This window comes from Streptomyces sp., assembly GCF_035645055.1.
Taxonomy (GTDB): domain Bacteria; phylum Actinomycetota; class Actinomycetes; order Streptomycetales; family Streptomycetaceae; genus Streptomyces.
In genome coordinates this window covers 1-21,916 of sequence record NZ_DASQNH010000029.1, presented here as the reverse complement: position 1 = coordinate 21,916, position 21,916 = coordinate 1, and the positions used below count along the sequence as shown (strand labels likewise).

The window sequence follows — 21,916 nt, the reverse complement described above, 5'->3', positions numbered from 1 at the left end:
TCAGCTGACGGACACATCCGCCGGACTGCCGAAGATACTGCCGGCGGCCTCCGTCGCCTCCGGGACCAGACCGCCGCCGTCGGGCACGTCCGCGGTGTCCGGAACCGTCTCGGGGCCGGTCTCCGCCGAGGAGCCCGAGGAGGACTCGGGCTCCGGCCGGGACCCCGGCTCGGACGGCGGCTCCGGCTCGGACGCGGGCGGGTCCGCGGTGACGGTGGCCGGTGGACAGCCGGCGGGGCCGGACGGGCCGGCCTGCGGGGGGAGACCGGGGGTGACCGTCACGGTCGGCGTGGCACAGTCGGGGAGCGGTTCGTGCGGCGCGGACTCCTCCCGCCGGGACGCGTCCGGGGGGACACCGGGCTCGCGGTCGCGCGGGTCGCGCCCGTGCGGGTCGCGCCCGGAGGGGCCGGCACTCGACGGCGGCGGGGTGGACGGCGACGGGCCCGTGGGAGGCGTGCCCGACGGACTCGGGGTCTTCGTCACCACGTCGGGCGGCCGTACGGCCTTGTCGTGGCGCGGGTCGTGGCCGATCCGCCGCTCGATCCAGGTGCTGTCGACGACGTCGATGATGGTGATCTCGGTGATCACCTGCGGCGCCGGTGTCACCACGATCACCTCGGCCGGCCGGTAACCGGGCCAGGGCGTGCCCCGGTGGCCGGGCGCGCCGTGCCTCCGCGTCTCCTCGCTCTCGGGCGGGGTGAGCGGGTTGCCGCAGGCGCAGCGCAGGCGGGGCACGCCTCGGTTGTCGACCAGGACGGCGGTGCCCGCCTGGAGCACGGACTGGTAGCCGGCGGCCCGGCCCTCGCGGTAACCGTGGTCGGTGACCCGGGTGTCGGCGCGCAGCGTGACCGGGGCCAGTCCCCGCACATAGGCCGGGACGGCGTCCTGGGAGACACCCACCACGTCGGCGAAGGCCCGCTGCTTGGCGCGGTCGGCGGTGAGGTGGCCGATCTGCCGCTCGACGTCGCAGCTGCCGGCGCGTTCGGTGCCGGCGTAGAGGCCGGGGGTGGATCCGGGGAAGGAGCGGGTGCCCTGGCCGGGCGGGGATGCGGTGGTGCCGGGCGTACGGCTCACGGGCGGCGGTGCGGCCGGGGAGGTGGCCGTGGAAGGGGTGAAGGGGTCCGGGCCCTCGGCCGCGAGGGGTTCGAGGACGATCTCTCCGCTTGCCCGGGTGTGCCGCTCACCGTCGCCGCCGCAGCCGGCGGCGAGGAGCGCCGCCGAGAGCGCGCAGGCCGTGGCGAGGGTTCCGGTGGATCTACGCGCCACGTTCACCACGTTCTCCCGCCTTGTCCGGGTCGGTGACCCTGTTCAGGGCAACTCGTCACCATTGTCTGCTTCACTCACTTGGGTCACGCAAGCGGAGCACGCGGCTACGGACGGTCGTCACCGCCGCCGCGCCACCATGGAAGGAGAGGAGTGTGCGAGGGCCGTGGACTGGTTCACCGCATCCGACTACTGGCTGAGCCGGCTGGTCTTCCAGCGGGCGCTGGCCGCCGTCTACCTGGTCGCGTTTCTCACCGCGGCCCTGCAGTTCCGGGCGCTGCTCGGCACCCGCGGGATGCTGCCGATCCCCCGCTTCGTCGCGCGGGTTCCCTTCCGGCAGGCGCCGAGCCTGTTCCAACTGCACTACTCGGACCGGTTCTTCGCCGGGTGCGCCTGGGCGGGGGCGGCGGTGTCGGCGGCGCTGCTCGCCGGGCTCGACGGGTGGCTGCCGCTGTGGGCGGCGATGCTGCTCTGGCTCGTTCCGTGGCTGCTGTACCTGTCGATCGTCAACGTCGGCCAGACCTGGTACGGCTTCGGCTGGGAGTCCCTGCTGCTGGAGACCGGGTTCCTCGCGGTCTTCCTCGGCAACGACGAGGTGGCCCCGCCGGTCGTGGTGCTGTTCCTGCTGCGCTGGATCCTGTTCCGGGTGGAGTTCGGCGCGGGGCTGATCAAGCTGCGCGGGGACGCCTGCTGGCGGAAGCTGACCTGCCTCGACCACCATCACGAGACCCAGCCGATGCCGGGCCCGCTGAGCTGGTTCTTCCACCATCTGCCGAAGCCGCTGCACCGGGTGGAGGCGGCGGCGAACCACGTCACCCAACTCGCCGTCCCGTTCCTGCTGTTCACCCCCCAGCCGGTCGCCACGGCCGCCGCGTCCCTGATGATCGTCACCCAGCTGTGGCTGGTGCTGTCCGGCAACTTCTCCTGGCTGAACTGGATCACCATCGTGCTGGCCCTGTCCGCGGTCCGCTTCCCCGCCGACCCGCCGCCGGTGCCCGGCGCCCCGCTCTGGTACGTGGTCGTGGTGCTGGCGGTGGCCGCGCTGCTGCTGTTCCTGAGCCACCGCCCGGTGGCGAACATGATCTCCCCCCGCCAGGTCATGAACCGTTCCTTCGACCCGCTCCACCTGGTGAACACCTACGGCGCGTTCGGCAGCGTCAGCCGCGTGCGGTACGAGGTGGTCATCGAGGGCACCACGGACGCCGTGCCGCGCGAGGACTCCGACTGGCGGGAGTACGAGTTCAAGGGCAAGCCCGGTGATCCCCGGCACTGGCCGCGCCAGTTCGCGCCGTACCATCTCCGGCTGGACTGGATGATGTGGTTCGCCGCCCTGTCGCCCGCCTACGCGGGGTCCTGGTTCGGCGCGCTGGTGGAGCGGCTGCTGGAGAACGACCGCGACACCCTGAAGCTGCTGCGCCGCTCCCCCTTCCCGCCCGGCGAGCCGCCCCGCCACATCCGCGCCCGGCTCTTCCGCTACCGGTACACCACCTGGCGGGAGCTGCGGGAGACCGGCGCCTGCTGGCACCGGACCCATGTGCGGGAGTACCTGCCGCCGACCCGGCTGGCGGGGGCGGCTCAGAGGCCGTAGACGCGGGTGGCGGTGGACCGGAAGACCGCGTCGCGTTCGGACTCGCCGAGCCCGGCGGTCAGCTCGGCGGCCGTCGCCAGCACCTCGCCGTAGGCCGCCGCCAGGGTGCACACCGGCCAGTCGGAACCGAACATCAGCCGGTGCGGTCCGAAGGCGTCCAGGACGGTCTCGGCGTACGGCCGCAGGTCGTCGACCGTCCAGGACACCGGGTCGGCCTCGGTGACCAGGCCGGACAGCTTGCACACGGTGTTCGGCAGGGCGGCGAGGGTACGTACGGCGCTCGCCCACGGTTCGGTCGCGCCGGAGGCGACGGGCGGTTTGCCGAGGTGGTCGAGGACGAAGGTGACCCCGGGGTGGCGGGCGGCGGCCCGGACACAGGCGGGCAGCTGGTGGGGCCGGACCACGAGGTCGTGGACGAGCCCGGCGTCCGCGAGGGCGAGCAGGCCGCGCCGAACGTCCGGACGCAGCAGCCACTCCGGGTCGGGTTCGGCCTGGACCTGGTGGCGAATGCCCTTGAGGTGGCGGCCGCCGGGGAGGGCGCGCAGCCGGGCCAGTTCGTCGGCGACGCCGGGGCGGGTCAGGTCGGTCCAGCCGACGACGCCCGCGATCAGGTCGTGCCGGTCGGCGAGGGCCAGCAGCTCCGGGGTCTCCTCGGGCACGGTGACCGTCTGGACGAGCACCGTGCGGCCGACTCCGGCGGCGGTCGTTTCGGCTCGCAGGTCATCGACGGTGAAATCGCGGCGCAATGGCGCGAGTCGCGGGCCGGTGATCCAGTCCTGGTCACGGACGGACAGGTCCCAGACGTGGTGGTGGGCGTCGACGATCACGCGCGGTCCGCGCCGGGGAGGGGGGCGTCGGCGGGCAGCAGACCGGTCTCCCGCAGTTCCTGCCAGAAGGCCGCCGGTACGGGGGTGCGGAACTGCTCGGCGCAGTCGTCGACCTCGGCGGCGGAACGGGCGCCGACGAGGACGGCGGTGACGGCCGGGTGCGCGGCGCAGAAGGCCAGGGCGGCGGCGCGCAGGGTGGTGCCGTGCCGCTCGGCGAGCGCCTTCAGCCGCAGGGCGCGCGCCAGCAGGTCCGCCGGTGCCCGCCGGTAGTCGTAGGCCGCCGTCGGCCCGGGGTCGGCCAGCAGGCCGGAGTTGAAGGGGCCGCCGAGGACGACGGACGTGCCGCGCTCCCGCGCGGCGGGCAGCAGGCCGGTGAGGGCGCTCTGGTCGAGGAGGGTGTAGCGGCCGGCGCACAGCACCACGTCCACGTCGGTGTCCCGGACGAAACGGGTGAGCATCGAGGTCTGGTTCATGCCGGCGCCGATCGCCCCGACGACGCCTTCCGCGCGCAGCCGCTCCAGCGCCGGATAGCCCTCGCGGAAGGCTTGTTCGGCGTGGTCGTCGGGGTCGTGGAGGTAGACGGTGTCGACGCGGTCGAGGCCGAGCCGGGCCAGGCTCGCGTCGAGGGTGCGGCGGATGCCGTCGGCGGTGAAGTCCCAGACGCGGCGGTGGGTGGCGGGCACCGCGAAGCCGTGCGCGAGGTCGTCGCCGGTGCCGTCGGCGGGTTCCAGCCGGCGGCCGACCTTGGTGGAGAGCGTGTACGCGGTGCGCGGGTGCTCGCGCAGGGCGGCGCCGAGGCGGCGTTCGGACAGGCCGAGGCCGTAGTGGGGTGCGGTGTCGAAGGCGCGGATGCCGTGGCGCCAGGCGGCGGCCACGGCGGCGTACGCCTGCTCGTCGGTGACCTCGGTGTACAGGTTGCCAAGGGCGGCGGCGCCGAGGGCGAGGCGGCTCATCGGGCCGCCGGGCGCGGGCGCAGGCCCTGCATGCCGCCGTCGACGGCGAGGGCGGTGCCGGTGGTGGCGCCGGACAGCGGGCTCGCCAGGTAGGCGATGGCGCCCGCCACTTCGGCCGCGCTGACCAGGCGGCCGGTGGGCTGACGGGCCTCCAGGGCGGCGCGTTCGGCGGCCGGGTCGTCGGCGGCGTCCAGGAGGCGGCCGATCCACGGGGTGTCCGCGGTGCCGGGGTTGACGCAGGTGACGCGGATGCCCTCGTGGACGTGGTCGGCGGCCATGGCCAGGGTGAGGGAGTACACGGCACCCTTGGTCGCGCTGTAGAGGGCGCGCCGCGGCAGGCCGGCGGTGGCGGCGATGGAACAGGTGTTGACGACGGCCGCGTGGGCCGAGCGGCGCAGATGCGGCAGGGCCGCGCGGGCGACCCGGACCATGCCGACCACGTTCACGTCGAGGACGCGGTGCCATTCGGCGTCGTCGTTGTCCTCGACGGTGCCCTGGGCGCCGACGCCCGCGTTGTTGACGAGGACGTCGAGCCCGCCGAGGTCCGCCGCGGCGGCCGAGACCGCCCGGCGTACGGAGATGTCGTCGGTGACGTCGGCGCGGTAGCCGAGCAGGGGCTTCTCGACCGCCGCGGTGTCCAGGTCGAGGACGGCGACCCGGGCGCCGCGCTCGGCCAGCAGGCGGGCGGTGGCCCGGCCGATGCCGGAGGCGCCGCCAGTCACCAGGGCCCGCAGGCCCTCGAAATCGCTCATGCCGGCTGTCCCTTCCGCGTGCGCTCGGTGAGATCGGCGGCCCAGAAGGCGCCGCCGGGGAACGTGTACCGCGCGATCGACTCGGGCCGCAGGGCCGCCGAGAAGCCGGGCGCGGTGGGGGCGGTGTAGTGCCCGTCCCGGATGACCACCGGGTCCAGGAAGTGGTCGTGGAGGTGGTCGACGTACTCGATGACGCGATCCTCTGCGGTGCCGGAGACCGCCAGCCAGTCGAACATCGCGAGGTGCTGGACGAGTTCGCACAGTCCGACGCCGCCCGCGTGCGGGCAGACCGGGACGCCGAAGCGGGCGGCGAGCAGCAGGATCGCCAGGTTCTCGTTGACGCCGCCGACGCGGGCCGCGTCGAGCTGGAGGACGTCGACCGCGCCGGCCTGGAGCAGCTGCTTGACGACGATCCGGTTCTGGGCGTGCTCGCCGGTGGCGACCTTCACCGGGGCGACGGCCCGGCGGATCGCCGCGTGGCCGAGGATGTCGTCGGGGCTGGTGGGCTCCTCGATCCAGTACGGGTCGAACTCGGCGAGGGCCCCGGTCCAGCGGATCGCCTCGTCGACGTCCCAGCGCTGGTTGGCGTCCACGGCCAGGCGGATGTCCGGGCCGACGGCGGCGCGCGCGGTGCGGCAGCGGCGGATGTCGTCGTCCAGGTCGGCGCCGACCTTCAGCTTGATCTGGGTGAAGCCGTCGGCGACGGCCCGGCGGGCGAGCCGGGTGAGCTTGTCGTCGTCGTAGCCCAGCCAGCCGGGCGAGGTGGTGTAGGCGGGGTACCCGCGCTCCAGAAGCCGGGCCCGCCGCGCCCCGGCGCCCTCCCGGCCGCGGCGCAGCAGGTCCAGCGCCTCGTCGGGGGTGAGCACGTCGGTGAGGTAGCGGAAGTCGATCTGGCCGACCAGCCACTCGGGGTCGGCGTCGGCGAGGAGCCGCCACAGCGGCTTGCGGGCGCGTTTGGCGGCGAGGTCCCAGACGGCGTTGACGACGGCGCCGATCGCCATGTGCATCACGCCCTTCTCGGGACCGAGCCAGCGCAGTTGGCTGTCGCCGGTCAGGTCCCGGTAGAGGGTGCCGGGGTCGGCGCACAGCGCGTCGACGGAGCGTCCGGTCAGGTGCCCGCGCAGCGCCTCGACCGCCGCGACCTGCACGTCGTTGCCCCGCCCGATGGTGAAGGCGAAGCCGTGGCCCTCGTGCCCGTCGGCGGCGTCGGTGCGCAGCACGACATAGGCGGCCGAGTAGTCGGGGTCGGGATTCATCGCGTCGGAGCCGTCCAGCTCGCGCGAGGTGGGGAAGCGGATGTCGTAGGTGTCTACGGCGGTGACGCGGGCGGAGGTCTGGGACGCCATGCCGCTTATTTATCAGACCACTTGACGAAAGGGACACCCCCTCACGTGAAAAGGGCGACCTTCAGGCCGGATTGGTCGGACCACTTCGCTGGCTAGACTGCGGCGCACCGACGACGGGAGCAGCAGGCGTGGACGGGACGGGGGCGGCCCCGCGGAAGGGCACGGTGACGCAGCGCGCCATCGAGCGGATCAAGGCGATGATCGCCGAGGGACGGCTGGAACCCGGCCAGCGGCTGCCGGCCGAGCGGGACCTCGCGTCGGACCTGGGCATTTCGCGCAGCTCGGTGCGCGAGGCGATCCGCGCGCTCACGGTGCTCGGCGTGCTGGAGGCGCGGCACGGCTCCGGCATCTACGTCACCCGGCTCCGGGCCGGTGATCTGCTGGAGACCTTCGGTGTGGTGGCCGACCTCTCCCGGGGCGAGCGGCTGGCCGAACTCCTGGAGGTGCGCCGGGTCCTGGAATCGGCGGCGACGGCGCTGGCCGCCGCCCGCATCACCCCGGACCGGCTGGCGGAGGCCGCGGAGCACCTGGCGGCGATGGACGCCACCGACGATCCGGACGAACTCCTCGCCCATGACCTGGCCTTCCACCGGGTGATCGCCGTGGCGGCCGGCAACGAGACGATGGCCGCCCTGCTGGAGGGCCTGTCCTCGCGGACCTTCCGCGCGCGCGTCCGGCGCGGCTACGAGGAGGACGGCGCGATCGCCCGCACCCGCCACGAGCACGCCGCGATCCACCGCGCGCTGGCCGCCCGCGACCCGGAGGCGGCGCGCGCGGCGGCGGCCGCGCACGTGGGCGGCGTGGAGCAGTGGCTGCGCGGGCGGCTCGGGTGGTAGCCGGGGGCGTCACCCCAGCAGCCGCCACCACACGGTTCGCGCATCTCCTCCGGGCCTTCGGGTCCGCCGCAGCCGCGGCGCCATGAGCTGGAACGGCCGCAGCCGTACGGTGATCCGCTCACCGTCACTCGGCGTACGCGCCGATGACCCCCGCCGTGGAACCTCGCCCGTGGCAGCGGATCGCGCCGCTCGGCTAGGGAGACTCGGCGCCGGCCGACCCGCGGGGCTCCCGCACCGGTCCCAGTGCCTTGTACATGATGTGCAGCCCCACCGGGCCGTGCCGGGGGTGGTCGAAGGCCTCCGGCACGGTGCCGAGGATGGTGAAGCCGAGGGACGTCCAGAGCCGCACGGCGGGGTTCGTCTCGACGACGGCGTTGAACACCATGCCCCGGTAGCCGTGTGCCACCGCCTCGGACAGGACGTGCTCGGCGAGGGCGCGGCCGATGCCGCGGCCGCCCTGGTCGGGGTCGACCATGAAGCCGGCGTTGGCGATCCGGGCGGCGGGTCCGCCGTAGTGGGGGGTGAGATACGCGGAACCGACGACGGCGCCGGAGGCGTCCTCGGCGACGTAGACGCGTTTGGCCGGGCTCATCCAGAGGGCGCGGGCCGCTTCCTCGCCGGTGTCGGGGTCCCAGCTGTAGGTCTCGGCGGCGGCGACGATGCGATGCCAGAACGGCCAGATGCGTGGCCAGTCGTCGGCGGTGGCGTCTCTGATCAGCATGGGCGTGAGTCTCGCACGCCCAGCTGACCGGTGATCGCGGCAGGCTGCCCGTCGTTCAGTCGACGCTGGGCAGGATGTGCGGCTCGGCGAGGTCGTCCTCGTAACCCGCGAGGCGGATCGGGGCCGAACGGGCCCAGACGTCGAGGCTGCCGATCTCTCCCGGGCGCCGGCCCGCGCGCTCGGCGCGCTCCTTGGGGCGCTGCTCGCGATTCTTCTTCTCCGGTGTCACCGCGCACTCCTTATGTGTCGGGTCACCCTCGGGCTCGCCGGTGGGTCCGCGGTCCGCGACCGACGCGCACTCGGGTCTGGGTGGAATCCGTCCGGACGCGGTGGCGTCGACAAGTCGCGGGAGGGCAGGCCGTTGTGCACCGGCTGATCCCGGGACGGACGATGGGTGTGGGTAGGGACCCGTGCTGCTGTCCGTCCGCTTCAGACTAACCACATGAGCGAGCGTCCGCTCGATGGCGCCCAAAACCAAGGGAGATCGGGGGTGACTGTGCCAAGTCATCCCTCATGCGCGACACAACCCCTTGGAGCGTTCTGCCAGATGATGCCCCGTTCGCACCTCACCCGCTCGGCCTAATGAGCCGTACAGATGTCCGGGCGGAGCGCGAGCAGAAGAGGGCGTCCGCCCCGGTACGCGCGCACCCGTTCGGCCGAACAGGCGTTGCGGGCGGCGAGTCGGTGGTGCATCGGACCGGGCGGCTGACGTCACGTCACCGGACGGCGCCGCCCGGCGCGGTCACCACTTGCCCGGCGCGTAGTCCTTCAGGAAGACGCCGTACAGGTCCTCGCCCGCCTCGCCGCGCACGATCGGGTCGTAGACCCGGGCCGCGCCGTCGACCAGGTCGAGCGGGGCGTGGAAGCCCTCCTCGGCCAGGCGCAGCTTGTCGAAGTGCGGTCGCTCGTCGGTGATCCAGCCGGTGTCGACCGACGTCATGAGGATGCGGTCGGTGTCGAACATCTCCTGGGCGCTGGTCCGCGTCACCATGTTCATCGCGGCCTTCGCGGCGTTGGTGTTCGGGTGCCCGGCGCCCTTGTAGCCGCGGCTGAAGACGCCTTCCATCGCCGACACGTTGACGACGTAGGAGCGTCCGCTGGACGCCTTCCGGGCGGCCTCGGCCATCGCCGTGCGCAACTTGCTGATCAGGATGAACGGCGCGGTGTAGTTGCACAGCTGGGTCTCCAGCAGCTCCACGGGGGAGATCTGCTCGATGGTCTGCACCCAGGTGTTGGTGTCCACGACGTCCGGCACCAGGCCGCCGGCGTCGATGGCGGTGCCGTCGAGGTGGCGGGCGACGCTGGCGTTGCCCGCCACCAGGGCGAGGTCGGCGACCTGCTGCGCGTCCAGGCCGCTGGTCCCGACGGGCAGCGCGGCCAGGCCGTCGACCGCGCCGGAGTTGAAGGCGCCGATGACGTGGTGGGCGGGCAGCTCGCCTGCGGGCAGCGGGGCGCTCTCGCCCTCGACCAGGGCGGCGTAGGCGGAGGGCAGCCGGCGCACGGTCTGCGTCGCGTTGTTGATCAGGATGTCGAGCGGACCGGCCTCGGCGACCTGGTCGGCGAGGGCCACGGCCTGGGCGGGATCGCGCAGGTCGATGCCGACGACCTCCAGGCGGTGGATCCAGTCCGCCGAGTCGTCCATGGCCTTGAAGCGGCGGATGGCGTCCTTGGGGAACCGGGTGGTGATCGTCGTGTGGGCGCCGTCACGCAGCAGCCGCAGCGCGATGTACATGCCGATCTTGGCGCGGCCGCCCGTGAGCAGCGCGCGCTTGCCGGCCAGGTCGGCGCGGGCGTCGCGCTTGGCCCGGTTCTCGGCGGCGCAGTCCTGGCAGAGCTGGTGGTAGAAGTAGTCGACCTCGACGTACCGCGTCTTGCAGACGTAGCACGAGCGCGGGCGCTGGAGTATGCCGGCGATCCGGCCCGCCTCGATCTTGGAGGAGGGCAGGATGCCCTCGGTCTCGTCGTCGATGCGCTCGGCGGAGCCGGTCGCGGTGGCCTCGGTGACCTGCCGGTCGTGGGCGGTCTTCGCGGCCCGGCGCTCCTGGCGGCGGCGCTGCTTGACCGTGCGGTAGAGGCTCGAGGTGGCCCGGCGCACCGTGATCGCGTCGGGGTGGTCGACCTCCAGCTTGTCCAGCTCTTCGAGCACGCTGAGGCAGATCGCCAGGCGCTCGGGGTCGATGCCGGGCCCGTAGACCACCTCGTCCGTGGTCTGGGTGCCGTCTTCTGTGACCGTCATCGCCCCTGCGTTCCCTGCTTCTGCCCTGGCGGCGCTCCGACTCGCGCCCGCATTCGAACGTCGGATTTTACGGAGCGCGGGGCCGCACCGCCAAACCCGTGCCGATCAGGGCGTACAGACCATGATCAGCGTGCGTACCTCGTCGGTGAGGGCCCGGGCGAGCCGGTCGAGGTCGGGGACGGCCTCGGCGTCGGCGACGAGCCCGTAGTGGACGGCGCCGCGATAGGTGGAGACGGCGACCGCGAGGGAGTGGCCGTGGGCCAGCGGGGCGTACGGGTAGACCTCGGCGAGCGGGGCGCCGCCGAGCCGCAGGCCGAGGGAGGGCAGCGGCACGCTGGTGACGAGGACGTCGAACCAGAGCCGGGCGGCCTGGGCGGCCAGCGGCCCGCCGAGCCGGTGGCCGAGGGCGGGCACATGGTCGGCGAGCAGGGCGACGGCACCCGCGCCGCGGTGCGGTCCGGCGTCCTTGTTGGTGTCCATGGCGGTGCGGACCGCGCCGAGCCGCAGCAGCGGGTCCGGTTCGCCGACGGGAAGCCGTACGAGGTAGCCGGAGAGCCGGTTGCCCTGCGGGTGCGCGGTGCGGGGGCGGCGGGTGGAGACGGGGATGAGGGCGCGGGGCGCGACGCCCTCGCTGCCGTCGCCGCGGTCGTCGAGCCAGCGCCGCAGGGCGCCCGCGACGACGGCGATCAGTACGTCGTTGACGGTACCGCCGACGGCCTTGCGGACGCGGTGGACGTCGTCGAGGTCGATGACCGCTCCGGCGGTGCGACGGGTGCCGGACGGCGCGCAGGCGAGGGCCGGGGAGGAGCGGACGTCCAGGGCGGAGCGGGCGACGCCGGCGCCGATGCCGAGGGCCCGGCCCGCGTCGGACAGGGCGCCGCGCAGCAGGGCGGGCAGGCGGCTCACGTCGGGCAGCGGTCCGGGGCTGCCGTCGAGGCCGGTCAGCGGGCGGCGCGCGGGCTCGGCGCGGCGGGGACGGGGCGGCGGCAGGTCCATCGGGTCGAGGATCGCCGCGGCGAGGGTGAGGGCGCGCAGCCCGTCGGCCAGGGCGTGGTGGAACTTGAACAGCACGGCGAAGGAGACCCCGTCCTCGCCGGGCAGCACATGCGCCTCCCAGGGCGGCCTGTCCCGTTCCAGGGGCCGTTCCATGAGCCGGCCCGCCGCGGCCTGGAAGTCGTCACCAGAGGTGTGCAGCCGGACGTGGTGCAGGGGGTCGAAGCCGGGGTCGGGCTCGCGGGCGGCGCCGCCGAACGACAGCGACGGCCTGAGGCCGGACGGGAAGGGCCGGCGGGGGTCGAGCGGCGTCCAGACGTCCCGGATCCGCATCCTGAGTCCGGGCACGGCGGCGGCCCGGGCGGCGAGCAGCTCGACGGCGTGGGCGCCCGCGGTGGGCGAGTGCGCGGTGAAGACGCCGAGGGCGCCCAGATGCATGGGGTGCCGCTCGGACTCGATGTTCCAGAACGCCAGGTCGAGGGGTGCGAGCAGGTCGTCCGAAGTCAATGGCTTGCCTCGCGTCGAGGACGGGTGGACAAGCAGTCAATCCCCCGCGAGCGATCACGGTCAAGGACCGTCCGGCCACACTCGGTTAACTTCCGATCAAGTTACGAGACGCGCTGCCCTTTCCCGAGGGCGATCACCCCGCCCTGGGAGACGGTGTACAGCTCCGCGTCCCGTTCGGGATTCACGCCGATCGTGGCGCCCGGCGGCACCTCGACGTTCTTGTCCAGGATGGCCCCGCGCACCACCGCGCCCCGGCCGATGTGCACGTTGTCGTGCAGCACCGAGCCCTGCACCACCGCGCCGGGGTCGACGACCACCCCCGGGGAGAGCACGGACCGGGTCACCTGTCCCCGGATCAGGCAGCCCGAGCTGATGATCGACTCGCCCGCGATGCCGCCGCCGTTGAAGCGGGCCGGGGAGAGCTGGTTGGAATGGGTGTAGATGGGCCAGCGGCGGTTGTAGAGGTTGAAGGCGGGGCGCTCGGCGATCAGGTCCATGTGCGCCTCGTAGTACGCGTCGAGGGTGCCCACGTCCCGCCAGTACCCCTGGTCGCGGGTGGTCTCCCCGGGCACGTGGTTGTCGCCGAAGTCGTACAGCTGGGCCTCGCCGCGCGCGGTGAGCTGGGGCAGGATCGAACCACCCATGTCGTGCACCGAGCTCTCGTCCCCGGCGTCCCGCTGAAGCGCCTCGATGAGGACCTTGGTGGTGAAGAGGTAGTTGCCCATCGAGGCGAAGACGCAGTCGGGGGCGTCCGGCAGGCCCGGCGGATCGGCCGGCTTCTCCAGGAACCGCTGCACCGTCCGCCCGTCCGAGCCGGGGGTGATCACCCCGAAGGACGGGGACTCGGCGCGCGGCACCCGGATGCCCGCGACGGTCACCCCGGCCCCGGAGTCGATGTGCTGGGCGAGCATCTGCCGCGGGTCCATGCGGTACACGTGGTCGGCGCCGAACACCGCGACGTACTCGGGCTGTTCGTCGTACACCAGGTTCAGCGACTGGAGGATGGCGTCCGCGCTGCCCAGGTACCAGCGCGGGCCGAGGCGCTGCTGGGCGGGGACCGGGGTGACGTAGTTGCCGAGCAGGCTGGACATCCGCCAGGTGGTGGTGATGTGCCGGTCCAGCGAGTGCGACTTGTACTGCGTCAGCACACAGATGCGCAGGATGTCGGCGTTGACGAGGTTGGACAGGACGAAGTCGACGAGCCGGTAGGTGCCGCCGAAGGTGACCGCGGGTTTGGCGCGGTCCGCGGTCAGGGGCATCAACCGCTTGCCCTCGCCTCCCGCCAGGACGATTCCGAGCACCGAAGGCCCCCCACGACGCATGGCCGCTCCCCTCACGCTGGTTGCCAGAAAACCTGCCCGGGCGCCGCCGGGACATTCCTGTACGCGGAGCGCCCCGGTGTATCACGTCCCGCCGGCGACCCGTTCGTAGAGCCGCGCCGTGCGCCGGGCCACCGTGTCCCAGCCGAACTCCCCGACCGCCCGCTCCCGCCCCGCCTCACCCATCCGCCGGGCGCCCTCCGGGTCGCCGAGCACCGCGTCCAGGGCCCGGGCGAGACCCGCCTCGAAGTCGTCGTCCACCGGCACCAGCAGGCCCGTCCTGCCGTCCGCGACGACCTCCGGGATGCCGCCGACCCGGGAGGCGACGACGGGGGTGCCGCAGGCCATCGCCTCCAGGTTGACGATGCCCAGCGGCTCGTACACCGACGGACAGACGAACGCGGCGGCGTGGGTGAGGAGCTGGATCACCTCGGGGCGCGGCAGCATCCGCGGGATCCAGTGCACGCCCTCGCGCACCCCGCTCAACTCCCGGTACAGCTCGCGGAACTCCCGGTCGATCTCGGGGGTGTCGGGCGCGCCCGCGCAGAGCACGACCTGGGCGGCCGGCTCGATGTCCCGGACGGCGCGCAGCAGATGCGGCACGCCCTTCTGGCGGGTGATGCGGCCGACGAAGAGGACGTAGGGGCGGGCGGGGTCCACACCCAGGCGGTGCAGCACGTCGGTGGCCGGATCGGGGCGGTACAGCTCGGTGTCGATGCCGTTGTGGACCACGTGGACCCGGGCCGGGTCCAGGACCGGATAACAGGCGAGGATGTCCTCGCGCATGGCGCCGGAGACGGCGATCACCGCGTCGGCCGCCTCGATCGCGGTGCGCTCGGCCCAGCTCGACAGGGCGTAGCCGCCGCCCAGTTGCTCGGCCTTCCAGGGACGCAGCGGTTCCAGGGAGTGGGCGGTGAGCACGTGCGGGACGCCGTACAGCAGTTTGGCGACGTGGCCCGCCAGGTTGGCGTACCAGGTGTGGGAGTGGACGAGTTCGCGGCCTTCGAGCGCGGCGGCGATCGCCAGGTCCACGGAGAAGGTGCGTAACGCGTCGTTGGCGCCGTCCAGGGCGGGCCAGGGGCGGTGGCGCACCACACCGGCCGCCCGCTCCGCCCGGGAGGCCTCGCCCCAGCAGTGCACCTCCAGGTCGACCAGGGAGCGCAACTCCCGGGCCAGGAACTCCACATGGACGCCCGCGCCGCCGTAGACGTCCGGCGGGTACTCCCGGGTCAGCAGTCCCACGCGCACCCGCGAACCCCCTGTCTCAGCGGCTGGTCCCCTCATGGTCACCCAGATGCGGCGCGCGGGGAAGACCGCGGTGGCCGGATGAAGCAGCAGTCGCCGCACACCCCGGAGCCGGGCACCCGGTAGTAGAGGCAGCAGCTGCGGCGCCGGAAGGCGGTGCCGGTGAGGGTGCCGGTGCCGGCGAGGAGCGGGTCGGCGAGCAGGCCGGAGGTGAGGGCGCGGGTCCGGGCGGCGACCTCGGTACGGCCGTGCGCCCGCGCCCACTGCTCCAGCGCGCGGGCGGCGCCGGCCAGCGCGGAGGCGGCGTTGCCGCGCAGCAGACCGGGGGCGAGCCGGTGCCGGGCGCGCACCGCGGCGGCCAGCGGGGCGAGATGCGCGTGCAGCACGGCGTCGGCGAGGGCCGCCGCGTCGGCTTCCCGCCCCGAGGGGCGCGCCTCGGGGAGCCACAGGTCGTCCGGGGCGCTGCCGTCGGGATCCCAGTGGAGCCGCCGAGGATCGAGCGCGGGGAGGCGGCCGTAGAGCGCGGCGCAGCCCAGGGCGACGGACCAGAGGCGGGCGGCGAGTCCCAGGTGGGCCACGGAAGCGGCGATCCGCGGCTCGGGGGCGCGCAGGGCGGCGGCGGCCTTCCGGACGCGGAAGTCCAGGGGATCGCTTTGAACGTCCCGGGGCCGCCCCGCGTACACCTCCGCGAGGGTCGGCAGTGGCCGGGGCGGTGTTTCGGCGGCGCGCAGCGGGAAGAAGCCGCCGAGCGGGCGGAGCGCGGCGAGTTCGGGGTCGAGGTCCACGAAGAGCAGTAGTACCAAGGCCCCTGGGGGTCCGTTCCCAGGGGTCTCCCCCGGGCACACCCGTCTTGGGGATGACCGCACGCCGTCCGTACTCCATCGGCAGTAGTACGCATTGCGTGCTCAAGTACGACGACGGGGAACAGGTCGGCAGGGCATCGTGTTGGCATGGATGCCGACCGCTTGCCGCGCCGGGCCCCGTGCCCCCGCCTCGCGCAGAGGAGCAGCTCATGAGCGCCCTCGCGTTGTCCGTTCTGCTGTCGCTGGTGTCCGCCGTCGCCTACGCGGGCGGGGCGATCGTGCAGGAGCGGGTCGCGGAGTCCTCGCCGGGCGGGCAGTACGCGCCGCTGCGGCGGCCGGGCTGGTGGGCGGCGGTGGCGCTCAACGGTCTCGGCGGACTGCTGCACGTGGTGGCGCTGGCTTACGGCCCGCTGAGCCTGGTGCAGCCGCTCGGCGCCCTCACCATCGTCTTCGCGCTGCCCATGGCGGCGCTGTTCGTCGGCCGCAGGGCCGGGGCGACCGCCTGGCGGGGCGCCGTCATGGCGGCCGTCGGTCTGGCCGGACTGCTGTCCCTGGTCGGCGCGTCCAGGGCCCAGTCGCTGGGCGGGCCGCAGCAGGTGGCCGTGTTCCTGGCGACCGCCGGGGCGGTGCTGGCCCTGATGATCGCGGGCCGGGCCGCGCAGCGGCACCCGGCGATGCGCGCCCTGCTGCTCGCCACCGCGTCCGGCATCGCGTTCGGCGTCTCCTCGGTCTTCACCAAGACGGTCGCGGTCGACTGGAGCGGCGGGGTGTCGGCGGCCGATCTGCCGTCGCTGGCCGCGATCGGCGTGCTCGCCACGGCCGGTCTGCTGCTGTCCCAGGCCTCCTACCGGGGCGCCGGGCTCGCCGCCCCGCTGGCCACGCTCACCGTGGTGAACCCGGTGGTGGCGGCGGCGGTCGGCATCACGATGTTCGGCGAAACCTTCCGCTACGGCATGACGGGCACCGCGCTCGCCCTGAGCTGCGGTGTGGTCGCGGCGGGCGGCCTGATCCTGCTGACCACCGAGCGCATCGCCCGCGACCGGAGCGGCGCCGAGCCGTCGCCCGCGGCCGGGGTGCCCGCCCCCGCGGCGTCCCCGGAGACGCTTTCGGCCGCGCCGGTGTCCGAGCCGGCCCCGCCCTCCCGGCCCGCGCCGAAGCCGCGCGCCGATCTCGTCGGCGAGCCCGCGGCGCGGCGGGAGGAGCCGGACTCCGTACCCCGCCCCAGGGCGGAGGACGGACACGACAACCGGGCACCGGCCGGCGGCCCGTTCCCGTACGCGCCGTACGGGAACTCGCTCCACGGCGTCTCCTACGTACCGCTGCCCGTCCTCGACCGGCACCGCATGCGGGTCAGATCCTGACCCCGCCGGCCCGGAGATAGGCCACCGGGTCGACGTCCGAGCCGAACCCCGGTCCGGTCCGCACCTCGAAGTGCAGGTGCGGGCCCGAGCTGTTCCCGGTGGAGCCCGCGCGGCCGATGCGCTGCCCGCCGCCCACCGACTGCCCGGCCTTCACGGAGATCGCCGACAGGTGGGCGTACTGGGTGTAGCGGCCGTCGCCGTGCCGGATGACCACCTCGTAGCCGAAGGAACCACCCCAGCCGGCGCTCACCACGCGGCCCGGCGCGACGGCCTTCACCGAGGTCCCGGTGGGCACCGGGAAGTCGACACCCGTGTGGTAGCCCTTCGACCAGCTGGAGCCCGTCGCCCGGTACGGAGTGCCGAGGGCGCCGCTCACCGGGGCGACGAGGGAGCCGTCCCGCTCCTGCGCGGCACCGGACGCCGTGCCCGGCGACGCCGGTCTGGGCTCTTCCTCGGCCTCTTCCCTCGGCTCGGCCGCGGGGGCGGTCGCCGCGCTGCCGGACGTCTTGCCGCGCAGGCTGAGCCGCTGACCGGGGACGATCAGGTCGGGATCCGTCCCGATGGTGGTGCGGTTCGCCGCGTACAGGCCCTGCCAGCCGCCCTTGACGCGCCGCTCCTCGGCGATCGCGGAGAGCGTGTCGCCGCGCACCACCGTGTACATCTCGGCCCGGCCTGCCCGGGACTGGGGCGTGGTCTGCGGCTGCACGTCGGCGACCGAGGTCCGCGCGGTCCGCGGCGAGACGCCGCCGTCGGGCCGGATGCCGGGACTCTCTCCGCCGCGCGTCAGCCCGGCCTCCTGCGAGCAGACCGGCCAGGCGCCCGGGCCCTGCCCGTCGAGCACCTTCTCGGCCACGGCGATCTGCTGGTCCTTGGTGGCCAGGTCCGCGCGCGGCGCGTACGCCGTGCCGCCGTAGGCCTCCCAGGTGGACTGGCTGAACTGCAGTCCCCCGTAGTGGCCGTTGCCGGTGTTGATGTTCCAGTCGTTGGTCGACTCGCAGGCGGCGACCTTGTCCCAGGTCGCCACGTCGGCCGCCTGTGCGGGGCCGGTACCGACGAACGGAAGGGCCATCCCGGCCCCGCCCGCCGTGACGGTGAGTGAGGCGCGGTTGATCCTGTTCGGCTGATACCGGCGGTGCCGGCCGCGTACGGCCATGAAGTGCCCCCCTAGACGCGCGTCAGGAGGGCCAAAAGTATGCGCCCGTAACAGGCCATGGCAAGACAGCAATCGGCCGCGTCCCGCCCGTCCGGAAGCACCCGCCGAAGAGGGATTTGACGCCGGGTCAGGCGCCCCGCCGGCCGTGCGCGCCCCGTCTCACTGAGCGTTCCGGCCTTCCCTCCCGTATCTGCCGAAGTCCCCCGCACGGCAAGCCCCCGGTGTGCGGTCGACGGACCGGCACGTCAGGATGGCCGGAGGCAACGTCGAGCACCACCGTCACCATCGATGTCGGACGACCAGGAGCCCAGCGTATGAGCATGTCAGCCCAGATCGGCGTCACGGGACTCGCGGTCATGGGCCGCAATCTCGCCCGCAACTTCGCGCGCAACGGCTACCCGGTCGCGGTGCACAACCGGACGGCGGCGCGGACCCGCGCGCTGGTCGAGGAGTTCGGCGGCGAGGGCGAGTTCGTCGCGGCCGAGACCGCCGAGGAGTTCGTGGCGGCGCTGGAGCGGCCCCGCCGGCTGGTCGTCATGGTGAAGGCGGGCGAGCCCACCGATGCCGTGATCCAGGAGTTCGCCCCGCTGCTGGAGCCGGGCGACATGATCATCGACGGGGGCAACGCGCACTTCGCCGACACCCGGCGCCGGGAGGCCGAACTGCGCGAGCGTGGCATCCACTTCGTCGGCACCGGCATCTCCGGCGGCGAGGAGGGCGCGCTCAACGGGCCGAGCATCATGCCGGGCGGCTCGAAGGAGTCGTACGCCTCGCTCGGCCCGATGCTGGAGAGAATCTCCGCGAAGGCGGCGGACGGGGCGCCCTGTGTGGCCCATGTCGGCCCCGACGGCGCCGGGCACTTCGTGAAGATGGTGCACAACGGCATCGAGTACGCCGACATGCAGCTGATCGGCGAGGCGTACCAGTTGCTGCGCGATGTCGCCGGGTACGAGCCGGCGCGGATCGCGGAGATCTTCCGCACCTGGAACACCGGCCGGCTGGACTCCTACCTGATCGAGATCACCGCCGAGGTGCTGTCCCACGTGGACGCCGCCACCGGCCGGCCGTTCGTGGACGTGGTGATGGACCGGGCGGAGCAGAAGGGCACCGGCCGCTGGACCGTTCAGATCGCCCTCGACCTGGGGGTACCGGTCTCGGGGATCGCGGAGGCGGTCTTCGCGCGGTCGCTGTCCGGGCACGCGGCGCTGCGCGCGGCCTCGCGCGGGCTGGCGGGCCCCACGCCGTCCCCGCTGGGCGAGGCGGACGCCGCCGCCTTCGCGGACCGGGTGGAGCAGGCGCTCTACGCCTCCAAGATCGTCTCGTACACCCAGGGCTTCCACGAGATCGCCGCGGGCAGCGAGGAGTACGGCTGGAGCATCGACCTCGGCCGGGTCGCCGCCATCTGGCGCGGCGGCTGCATCATCCGCGCGGCCTTCCTGGACCGGATCCGCTCGGCGTACGACGCCCGCCCCGGCCTGCCGAACCTGCTGTCCGACGAGACGTTCGCGCGGGAGATCGCGGCGGCGCAGGACGACTGGCGGGACGTGCTGGTCGCGGCGACCCGGCAGGGGGTGCCGACGCCGGGGTTCGCGGCGGCGCTGGCGTACTACGACGCGCTGCGCGCGGAGCGGCTGCCCGCGGCGCTGACCCAGGGGCAGCGTGACTTCTTCGGGGCGCACACGTATCGGCGGATCGATCGGGAGGGGGCGTTCCACACACTGTGGGGCGGGGATCGGTCGGAGGTTTCCGCCTAGGGTCCGGGGGCCCTCGGCCGTGTGGCGGGTGCGGGTGAGCGGGGGAGGTCTCGCGCGCTTCCCCGCGCCCCTTGGGGAGGGGTGGTGGGCGGTGTCCATCACGCGCCCGTCGCTCTGAGGGAGTCGCGGTGGGCGGTGTGCCTCACGCGCCCACCGCTTTCTCCCGTCCTGCTCAGCTCAGGGGTGGGCCGGGTTCCGGGTTCGGGACCGGTTCCGGACCCGGCGGGATGGGGGACGGGTCGGGCCCGGGGACGGGTCCGGGTCCCGGCGGCGGGCCGGGCGCGGGGGGCTGCGGGGCCGGGCCGGGGCCGGGAACCGGGCCCGGAGGCGGCTCGGGCGCCGGGGGCGGCTCCGGTGCCGGTACCGGGCCCGGAGGCGGCTCGGGGGTCGACGGATCGGGGCCTGGGGTCGGCGGGGGCTGTACGGGATCCGGATACGGGTTGGTCACGGTGGTCCTCCAGCCAGTCGGTGAACGGTGGCTCTGGACTATTGCCCCGCATACCCGGCCTCCGGTCCGGCACTCACCCGGGGGCGTCAATACGGCGGTCCAGGTGGGCTCACCCGGCGAGCGCCGCCTCGGCAGCCGCCGCGAGGCCCGGACGCGGACTGGACAGGACGGGCACGGCCGTCGTGGTCAGCCGCTGGGCCGGCGCCATGGAGGCCTGGGCGAGCACGATCGCGTCGGCGTCGGCGGAGGTCAGCGCGTCGGCCGCCGCCGCCACCCGCCGGGCATACCCCTCGGTGTCGCCCGCCTCGAAGCGGGACCAGGCGCCGTCGACGAGCACGGTGCGCACCGCGACGACGCGTCCGGCCCGGCGGGCCTCCTCCTCGATCAGCCCGGCCGTCGGCCCGAGCGTGCTCTCCAGCGCGGCGAGCACCACCACGCGCGGGCCCTCCGCCACCGCGGCGGCCGCCATCGGACGGTCGACGCGCAGCACCGGCACCCCGGCATCGGCGGCGGCCGCCTCCGCGACGCCGCCGATGGTCGAGCAGGTGCACAGCACCGCGCGGCCCCCGTCACCGGCGGCCCGCGTCAGCACGGCCCGCACCTCGTCGGCCACCGCCTCGGGACCGTCCCGCCGGGCCCGGTCCAGCAGATCCTCGCGGACCAGGTGGCGCAGCCGGAGACCCGGCAGGTCGGCGTCGCGCAGCGCGTCGAAGACCGGGATGTGGACGGGCGAGGTGTGCAGCAGGGCGAGCACGGTGCGGGCTCCCCGGCTCAGAACCGCTCCGGGTGGGCCGCCAGCCACTCCTTCGCCGCGCGCAGCAGCTCCGGGTCGGCCGGGGGCGCCTCGTCGGGGTGGCGTTCGGCCCACTTGACGACGTACGGGCACAGCGGGGCGACGGGGACGCCCTCCCGCTCGGCGAGACCGTACAGCTCACGCGCCAGCGAGCCCGCGATGCCCTTCCCCTCGTGGGCCGGTTCCACGAGGGTGTGGACGGGGACCAGGGCGCGGGCCGGCGAGTCGAGGACGAAGTACTCGATGTGCCCGACGACCTCGCCCTCCCCGAAGGCCTCCAGGCGGCCCGCCGCCCGGTCGTCGCGGATCTGTGTCTCGCTCATGGCACGCTCCTGGTGCGTCGGTCAGACCCGCACGGCCTGGGGACTGCGCAGCTGGTCCGAGCCCGGCACCGGCTCGCCCGGGTCGCTGCCGAGGTCCACGATCCGGTTGTCGCGGTCCACGTGCACCACCCGGGGCTTCAGCGCCCGCGCCTCGGCATCGGTGACCTGAGCGTAGCTGATGATGATCACCAGGTCTCCGGGGTGGACGAGGTGCGCGGCGGCCCCGTTGATCCCGACGACCCCCGAGCCTCGCTCACCTTCGATGACGTACGTCTCCAGACGGGCGCCGTTGGTGACGTCGACGATGTGGACCAGCTCCCCGGGGAGCAGGTCGGCGGCGTCGAGCAGATCCGCGTCGATGGTGACCGATCCCACGTAGTGCAGGTCGGCCTGGGTGACGGTGGCGCGGTGGATCTTGGACTTGAACATTGTACGCATCATCGAGGTACTCCTGGAGCTAGGCTCCCTGCCTGCGTTTTGCAGGTCAAGGGCGTTTCCCTACCTTATGACGAGTCGCATGTCCGGTCAGCTTTCGCCAGGTTTCTGAGGACTGATGCTGACCAATTGCCGACTTTTCTGACACACCGTCAGGTGTTGCAGGAGAGCTTTCGCCGGCCCTCCTGGACCTCACCGCGATGACTGCACAAGCCTACGCAGCAGCCTCCGAAGGGTGTCCGTGATCACCGTCACTCTGG

The 21,916-nt window shown here is 73.9% G+C and carries 20 protein-coding genes; 4 read left to right on the top strand and 16 right to left on the bottom strand.

Annotation, left to right across the window (positions count from 1 at the left end; all coding sequences use genetic code 11):
- A complete protein-coding gene (locus VE614_RS09015) occupies positions 1–1,266 on the bottom strand; it encodes a DUF6777 domain-containing protein (protein ID WP_324934490.1) in 1,266 nt (421 codons plus the stop codon).
- A gap of 163 nt (positions 1,267–1,429) precedes the next feature.
- Here VE614_RS09015 and VE614_RS09010 point away from each other — a divergent pair, with 163 nt between their 5' ends.
- A complete protein-coding gene (locus VE614_RS09010; RefSeq protein ID WP_324934489.1) occupies positions 1,430–2,851 on the top strand; it encodes a lipase maturation factor family protein in 1,422 nt (473 codons plus the stop codon).
- Here the strand turns inward: VE614_RS09010 and VE614_RS09005 are convergent.
- Genes VE614_RS09005 through VE614_RS08990 form a run of 4 tightly spaced genes read right to left on the bottom strand, consistent with a single transcriptional unit; the run spans position 2,839 to position 6,729 of the window.
- Positions 2,839–3,678: an amidohydrolase family protein gene (locus VE614_RS09005; RefSeq protein WP_324934487.1), complete on the bottom strand. Its 840-nt coding sequence runs from the start codon at positions 3,676–3,678 to the stop codon at positions 2,839–2,841. The two genes, VE614_RS09010 and VE614_RS09005, sit on opposite strands and share 13 nt — an antisense overlap.
- Positions 3,675–4,631, bottom strand: coding sequence for an aldo/keto reductase (locus VE614_RS09000; protein ID WP_324934485.1), 957 nt, complete (start codon positions 4,629–4,631; stop codon positions 3,675–3,677). Before VE614_RS09000 ends, VE614_RS09005 begins: the two co-directional genes overlap by 4 nt.
- On the bottom strand, positions 4,628–5,383 hold the full coding sequence (locus VE614_RS08995; RefSeq protein ID WP_324934483.1) for an SDR family oxidoreductase: 756 nt from the start codon (positions 5,381–5,383) through the stop codon (positions 4,628–4,630). The genes VE614_RS09000 and VE614_RS08995 overlap by 4 nt, the downstream gene beginning before the upstream one ends.
- The gene (locus VE614_RS08990) at positions 5,380–6,729 is read right to left on the bottom strand and encodes an L-fuconate dehydratase (protein ID WP_324934481.1); all 1,350 of its coding nucleotides are present in this window, start codon (positions 6,727–6,729) and stop codon (positions 5,380–5,382) included. The genes VE614_RS08995 and VE614_RS08990 overlap by 4 nt, the downstream gene beginning before the upstream one ends.
- 128 nt (positions 6,730–6,857) lie before the next feature.
- On the opposite strand from VE614_RS08990, the gene VE614_RS08985 reads away from it, so the two are divergent.
- Positions 6,858–7,565: a FadR/GntR family transcriptional regulator gene (locus VE614_RS08985; RefSeq protein ID WP_324934479.1), complete on the top strand. Its 708-nt coding sequence runs from the start codon at positions 6,858–6,860 to the stop codon at positions 7,563–7,565.
- A 193-nt stretch (positions 7,566–7,758) separates the two neighbouring features.
- On the opposite strand, the gene VE614_RS08980 is transcribed toward VE614_RS08985, so the two are convergent.
- From VE614_RS08980 to VE614_RS08950, 7 genes are all read right to left on the bottom strand, one after another.
- Complete coding sequence (locus VE614_RS08980) at positions 7,759–8,286, bottom strand: GNAT family N-acetyltransferase (protein WP_324934477.1); 528 nt, start codon at positions 8,284–8,286, stop codon at positions 7,759–7,761.
- A 55-nt stretch (positions 8,287–8,341) separates the two neighbouring features.
- Complete coding sequence (locus tag VE614_RS08975) at positions 8,342–8,515, bottom strand: hypothetical protein (RefSeq protein ID WP_324934475.1); 174 nt, start codon at positions 8,513–8,515, stop codon at positions 8,342–8,344.
- Between the two features lie 513 nt (positions 8,516–9,028).
- Positions 9,029–10,522, bottom strand: a complete 1,494-nt coding sequence (locus tag VE614_RS08970) for an SDR family NAD(P)-dependent oxidoreductase (protein ID WP_324934473.1) — start codon at positions 10,520–10,522, stop codon at positions 9,029–9,031.
- A 105-nt stretch (positions 10,523–10,627) separates the two neighbouring features.
- A complete protein-coding gene (locus VE614_RS08965) occupies positions 10,628–12,022 on the bottom strand; it encodes a wax ester/triacylglycerol synthase family O-acyltransferase (RefSeq protein ID WP_324934471.1) in 1,395 nt (464 codons plus the stop codon).
- A gap of 101 nt (positions 12,023–12,123) precedes the next feature.
- Entirely contained in the window at positions 12,124–13,344 is a 1,221-nt protein-coding gene (glgC, locus tag VE614_RS08960; protein ID WP_324934469.1) for a glucose-1-phosphate adenylyltransferase, read from the bottom strand.
- Between the two features lie 81 nt (positions 13,345–13,425).
- The gene (gene glgA / locus VE614_RS08955; RefSeq protein WP_324934467.1) at positions 13,426–14,589 is read right to left on the bottom strand and encodes a glycogen synthase; all 1,164 of its coding nucleotides are present in this window, start codon (positions 14,587–14,589) and stop codon (positions 13,426–13,428) included.
- Positions 14,590–14,627: 38 nt separating this feature from the next.
- Positions 14,628–15,389 (bottom strand): (2Fe-2S)-binding protein, encoded by a 762-nt coding sequence (locus VE614_RS08950; protein ID WP_324934465.1) that lies wholly within the window; start codon positions 15,387–15,389, stop codon positions 14,628–14,630.
- Positions 15,390–15,598: 209 nt separating this feature from the next.
- Between VE614_RS08950 and VE614_RS08945 the strand changes: the two genes are divergently transcribed.
- The gene (locus tag VE614_RS08945) at positions 15,599–16,750 is read left to right on the top strand and encodes a DMT family transporter (protein WP_324934463.1); all 1,152 of its coding nucleotides are present in this window, start codon (positions 15,599–15,601) and stop codon (positions 16,748–16,750) included.
- On the opposite strand, the gene VE614_RS08940 is transcribed toward VE614_RS08945, so the two are convergent.
- Positions 16,740–17,903, bottom strand: coding sequence for a transglycosylase family protein (locus VE614_RS08940; protein ID WP_324934461.1), 1,164 nt, complete (start codon positions 17,901–17,903; stop codon positions 16,740–16,742). The two genes, VE614_RS08945 and VE614_RS08940, sit on opposite strands and share 11 nt — an antisense overlap.
- A 314-nt stretch (positions 17,904–18,217) precedes the next feature.
- Here VE614_RS08940 and gndA point away from each other — a divergent pair, with 314 nt between their 5' ends.
- Entirely contained in the window at positions 18,218–19,657 is a 1,440-nt protein-coding gene (gene gndA / locus VE614_RS08935) for an NADP-dependent phosphogluconate dehydrogenase (protein WP_324934459.1), read from the top strand.
- A 557-nt stretch (positions 19,658–20,214) separates the two neighbouring features.
- Here the strand turns inward: gndA and VE614_RS08930 are convergent.
- From VE614_RS08930 to panD, 3 genes are read right to left on the bottom strand one after another with little or no spacing between them, the layout of a single operon-like run.
- On the bottom strand, positions 20,215–20,859 hold the full coding sequence (locus VE614_RS08930; RefSeq protein WP_324934457.1) for an aspartate/glutamate racemase family protein: 645 nt from the start codon (positions 20,857–20,859) through the stop codon (positions 20,215–20,217).
- A gap of 17 nt (positions 20,860–20,876) precedes the next feature.
- Positions 20,877–21,221, bottom strand: coding sequence for a GNAT family N-acetyltransferase (locus tag VE614_RS08925; RefSeq protein ID WP_324934455.1), 345 nt, complete (start codon positions 21,219–21,221; stop codon positions 20,877–20,879).
- 21 nt (positions 21,222–21,242) lie between these two features.
- Positions 21,243–21,662, bottom strand: coding sequence for an aspartate 1-decarboxylase (gene panD, locus VE614_RS08920; protein ID WP_324934453.1), 420 nt, complete (start codon positions 21,660–21,662; stop codon positions 21,243–21,245).
- Positions 21,663–21,916 lie beyond the last annotated feature (254 nt).

Excerpts from the sequence above, each read along its gene's own strand:
- VE614_RS09000 (WP_324934485.1), bottom strand. The coding sequence starts at position 4,631 with ATGAGCCGCCTCGCCCTCGGCGCCGCCGCCCTTGGCAACCTGTACACC.
- VE614_RS08995 (WP_324934483.1), bottom strand. The coding sequence starts at position 5,383 with ATGAGCGATTTCGAGGGCCTGCGGGCCCTGGTGACTGGCGGCGCCTCC.
- VE614_RS08990 (WP_324934481.1), bottom strand. The coding sequence starts at position 6,729 with ATGGCGTCCCAGACCTCCGCCCGCGTCACCGCCGTAGACACCTACGAC.
- VE614_RS08980 (WP_324934477.1), bottom strand. The coding sequence starts at position 8,286 with ATGCTGATCAGAGACGCCACCGCCGACGACTGGCCACGCATCTGGCCG.
- VE614_RS08970 (WP_324934473.1), bottom strand. The coding sequence starts at position 10,522 with ATGACGGTCACAGAAGACGGCACCCAGACCACGGACGAGGTGGTCTAC.
- glgC (WP_324934469.1), bottom strand. The coding sequence starts at position 13,344 with ATGCGTCGTGGGGGGCCTTCGGTGCTCGGAATCGTCCTGGCGGGAGGC.
- VE614_RS08945 (WP_324934463.1), top strand. The coding sequence starts at position 15,599 with ATGAGCGCCCTCGCGTTGTCCGTTCTGCTGTCGCTGGTGTCCGCCGTC.
- VE614_RS08940 (WP_324934461.1), bottom strand. The coding sequence starts at position 17,903 with ATGGCCGTACGCGGCCGGCACCGCCGGTATCAGCCGAACAGGATCAAC.
- gndA (WP_324934459.1), top strand. The coding sequence starts at position 18,218 with ATGAGCATGTCAGCCCAGATCGGCGTCACGGGACTCGCGGTCATGGGC.
- VE614_RS08925 (WP_324934455.1), bottom strand. The coding sequence starts at position 21,221 with ATGAGCGAGACACAGATCCGCGACGACCGGGCGGCGGGCCGCCTGGAG.
- panD (WP_324934453.1), bottom strand. The coding sequence starts at position 21,662 with ATGATGCGTACAATGTTCAAGTCCAAGATCCACCGCGCCACCGTCACC.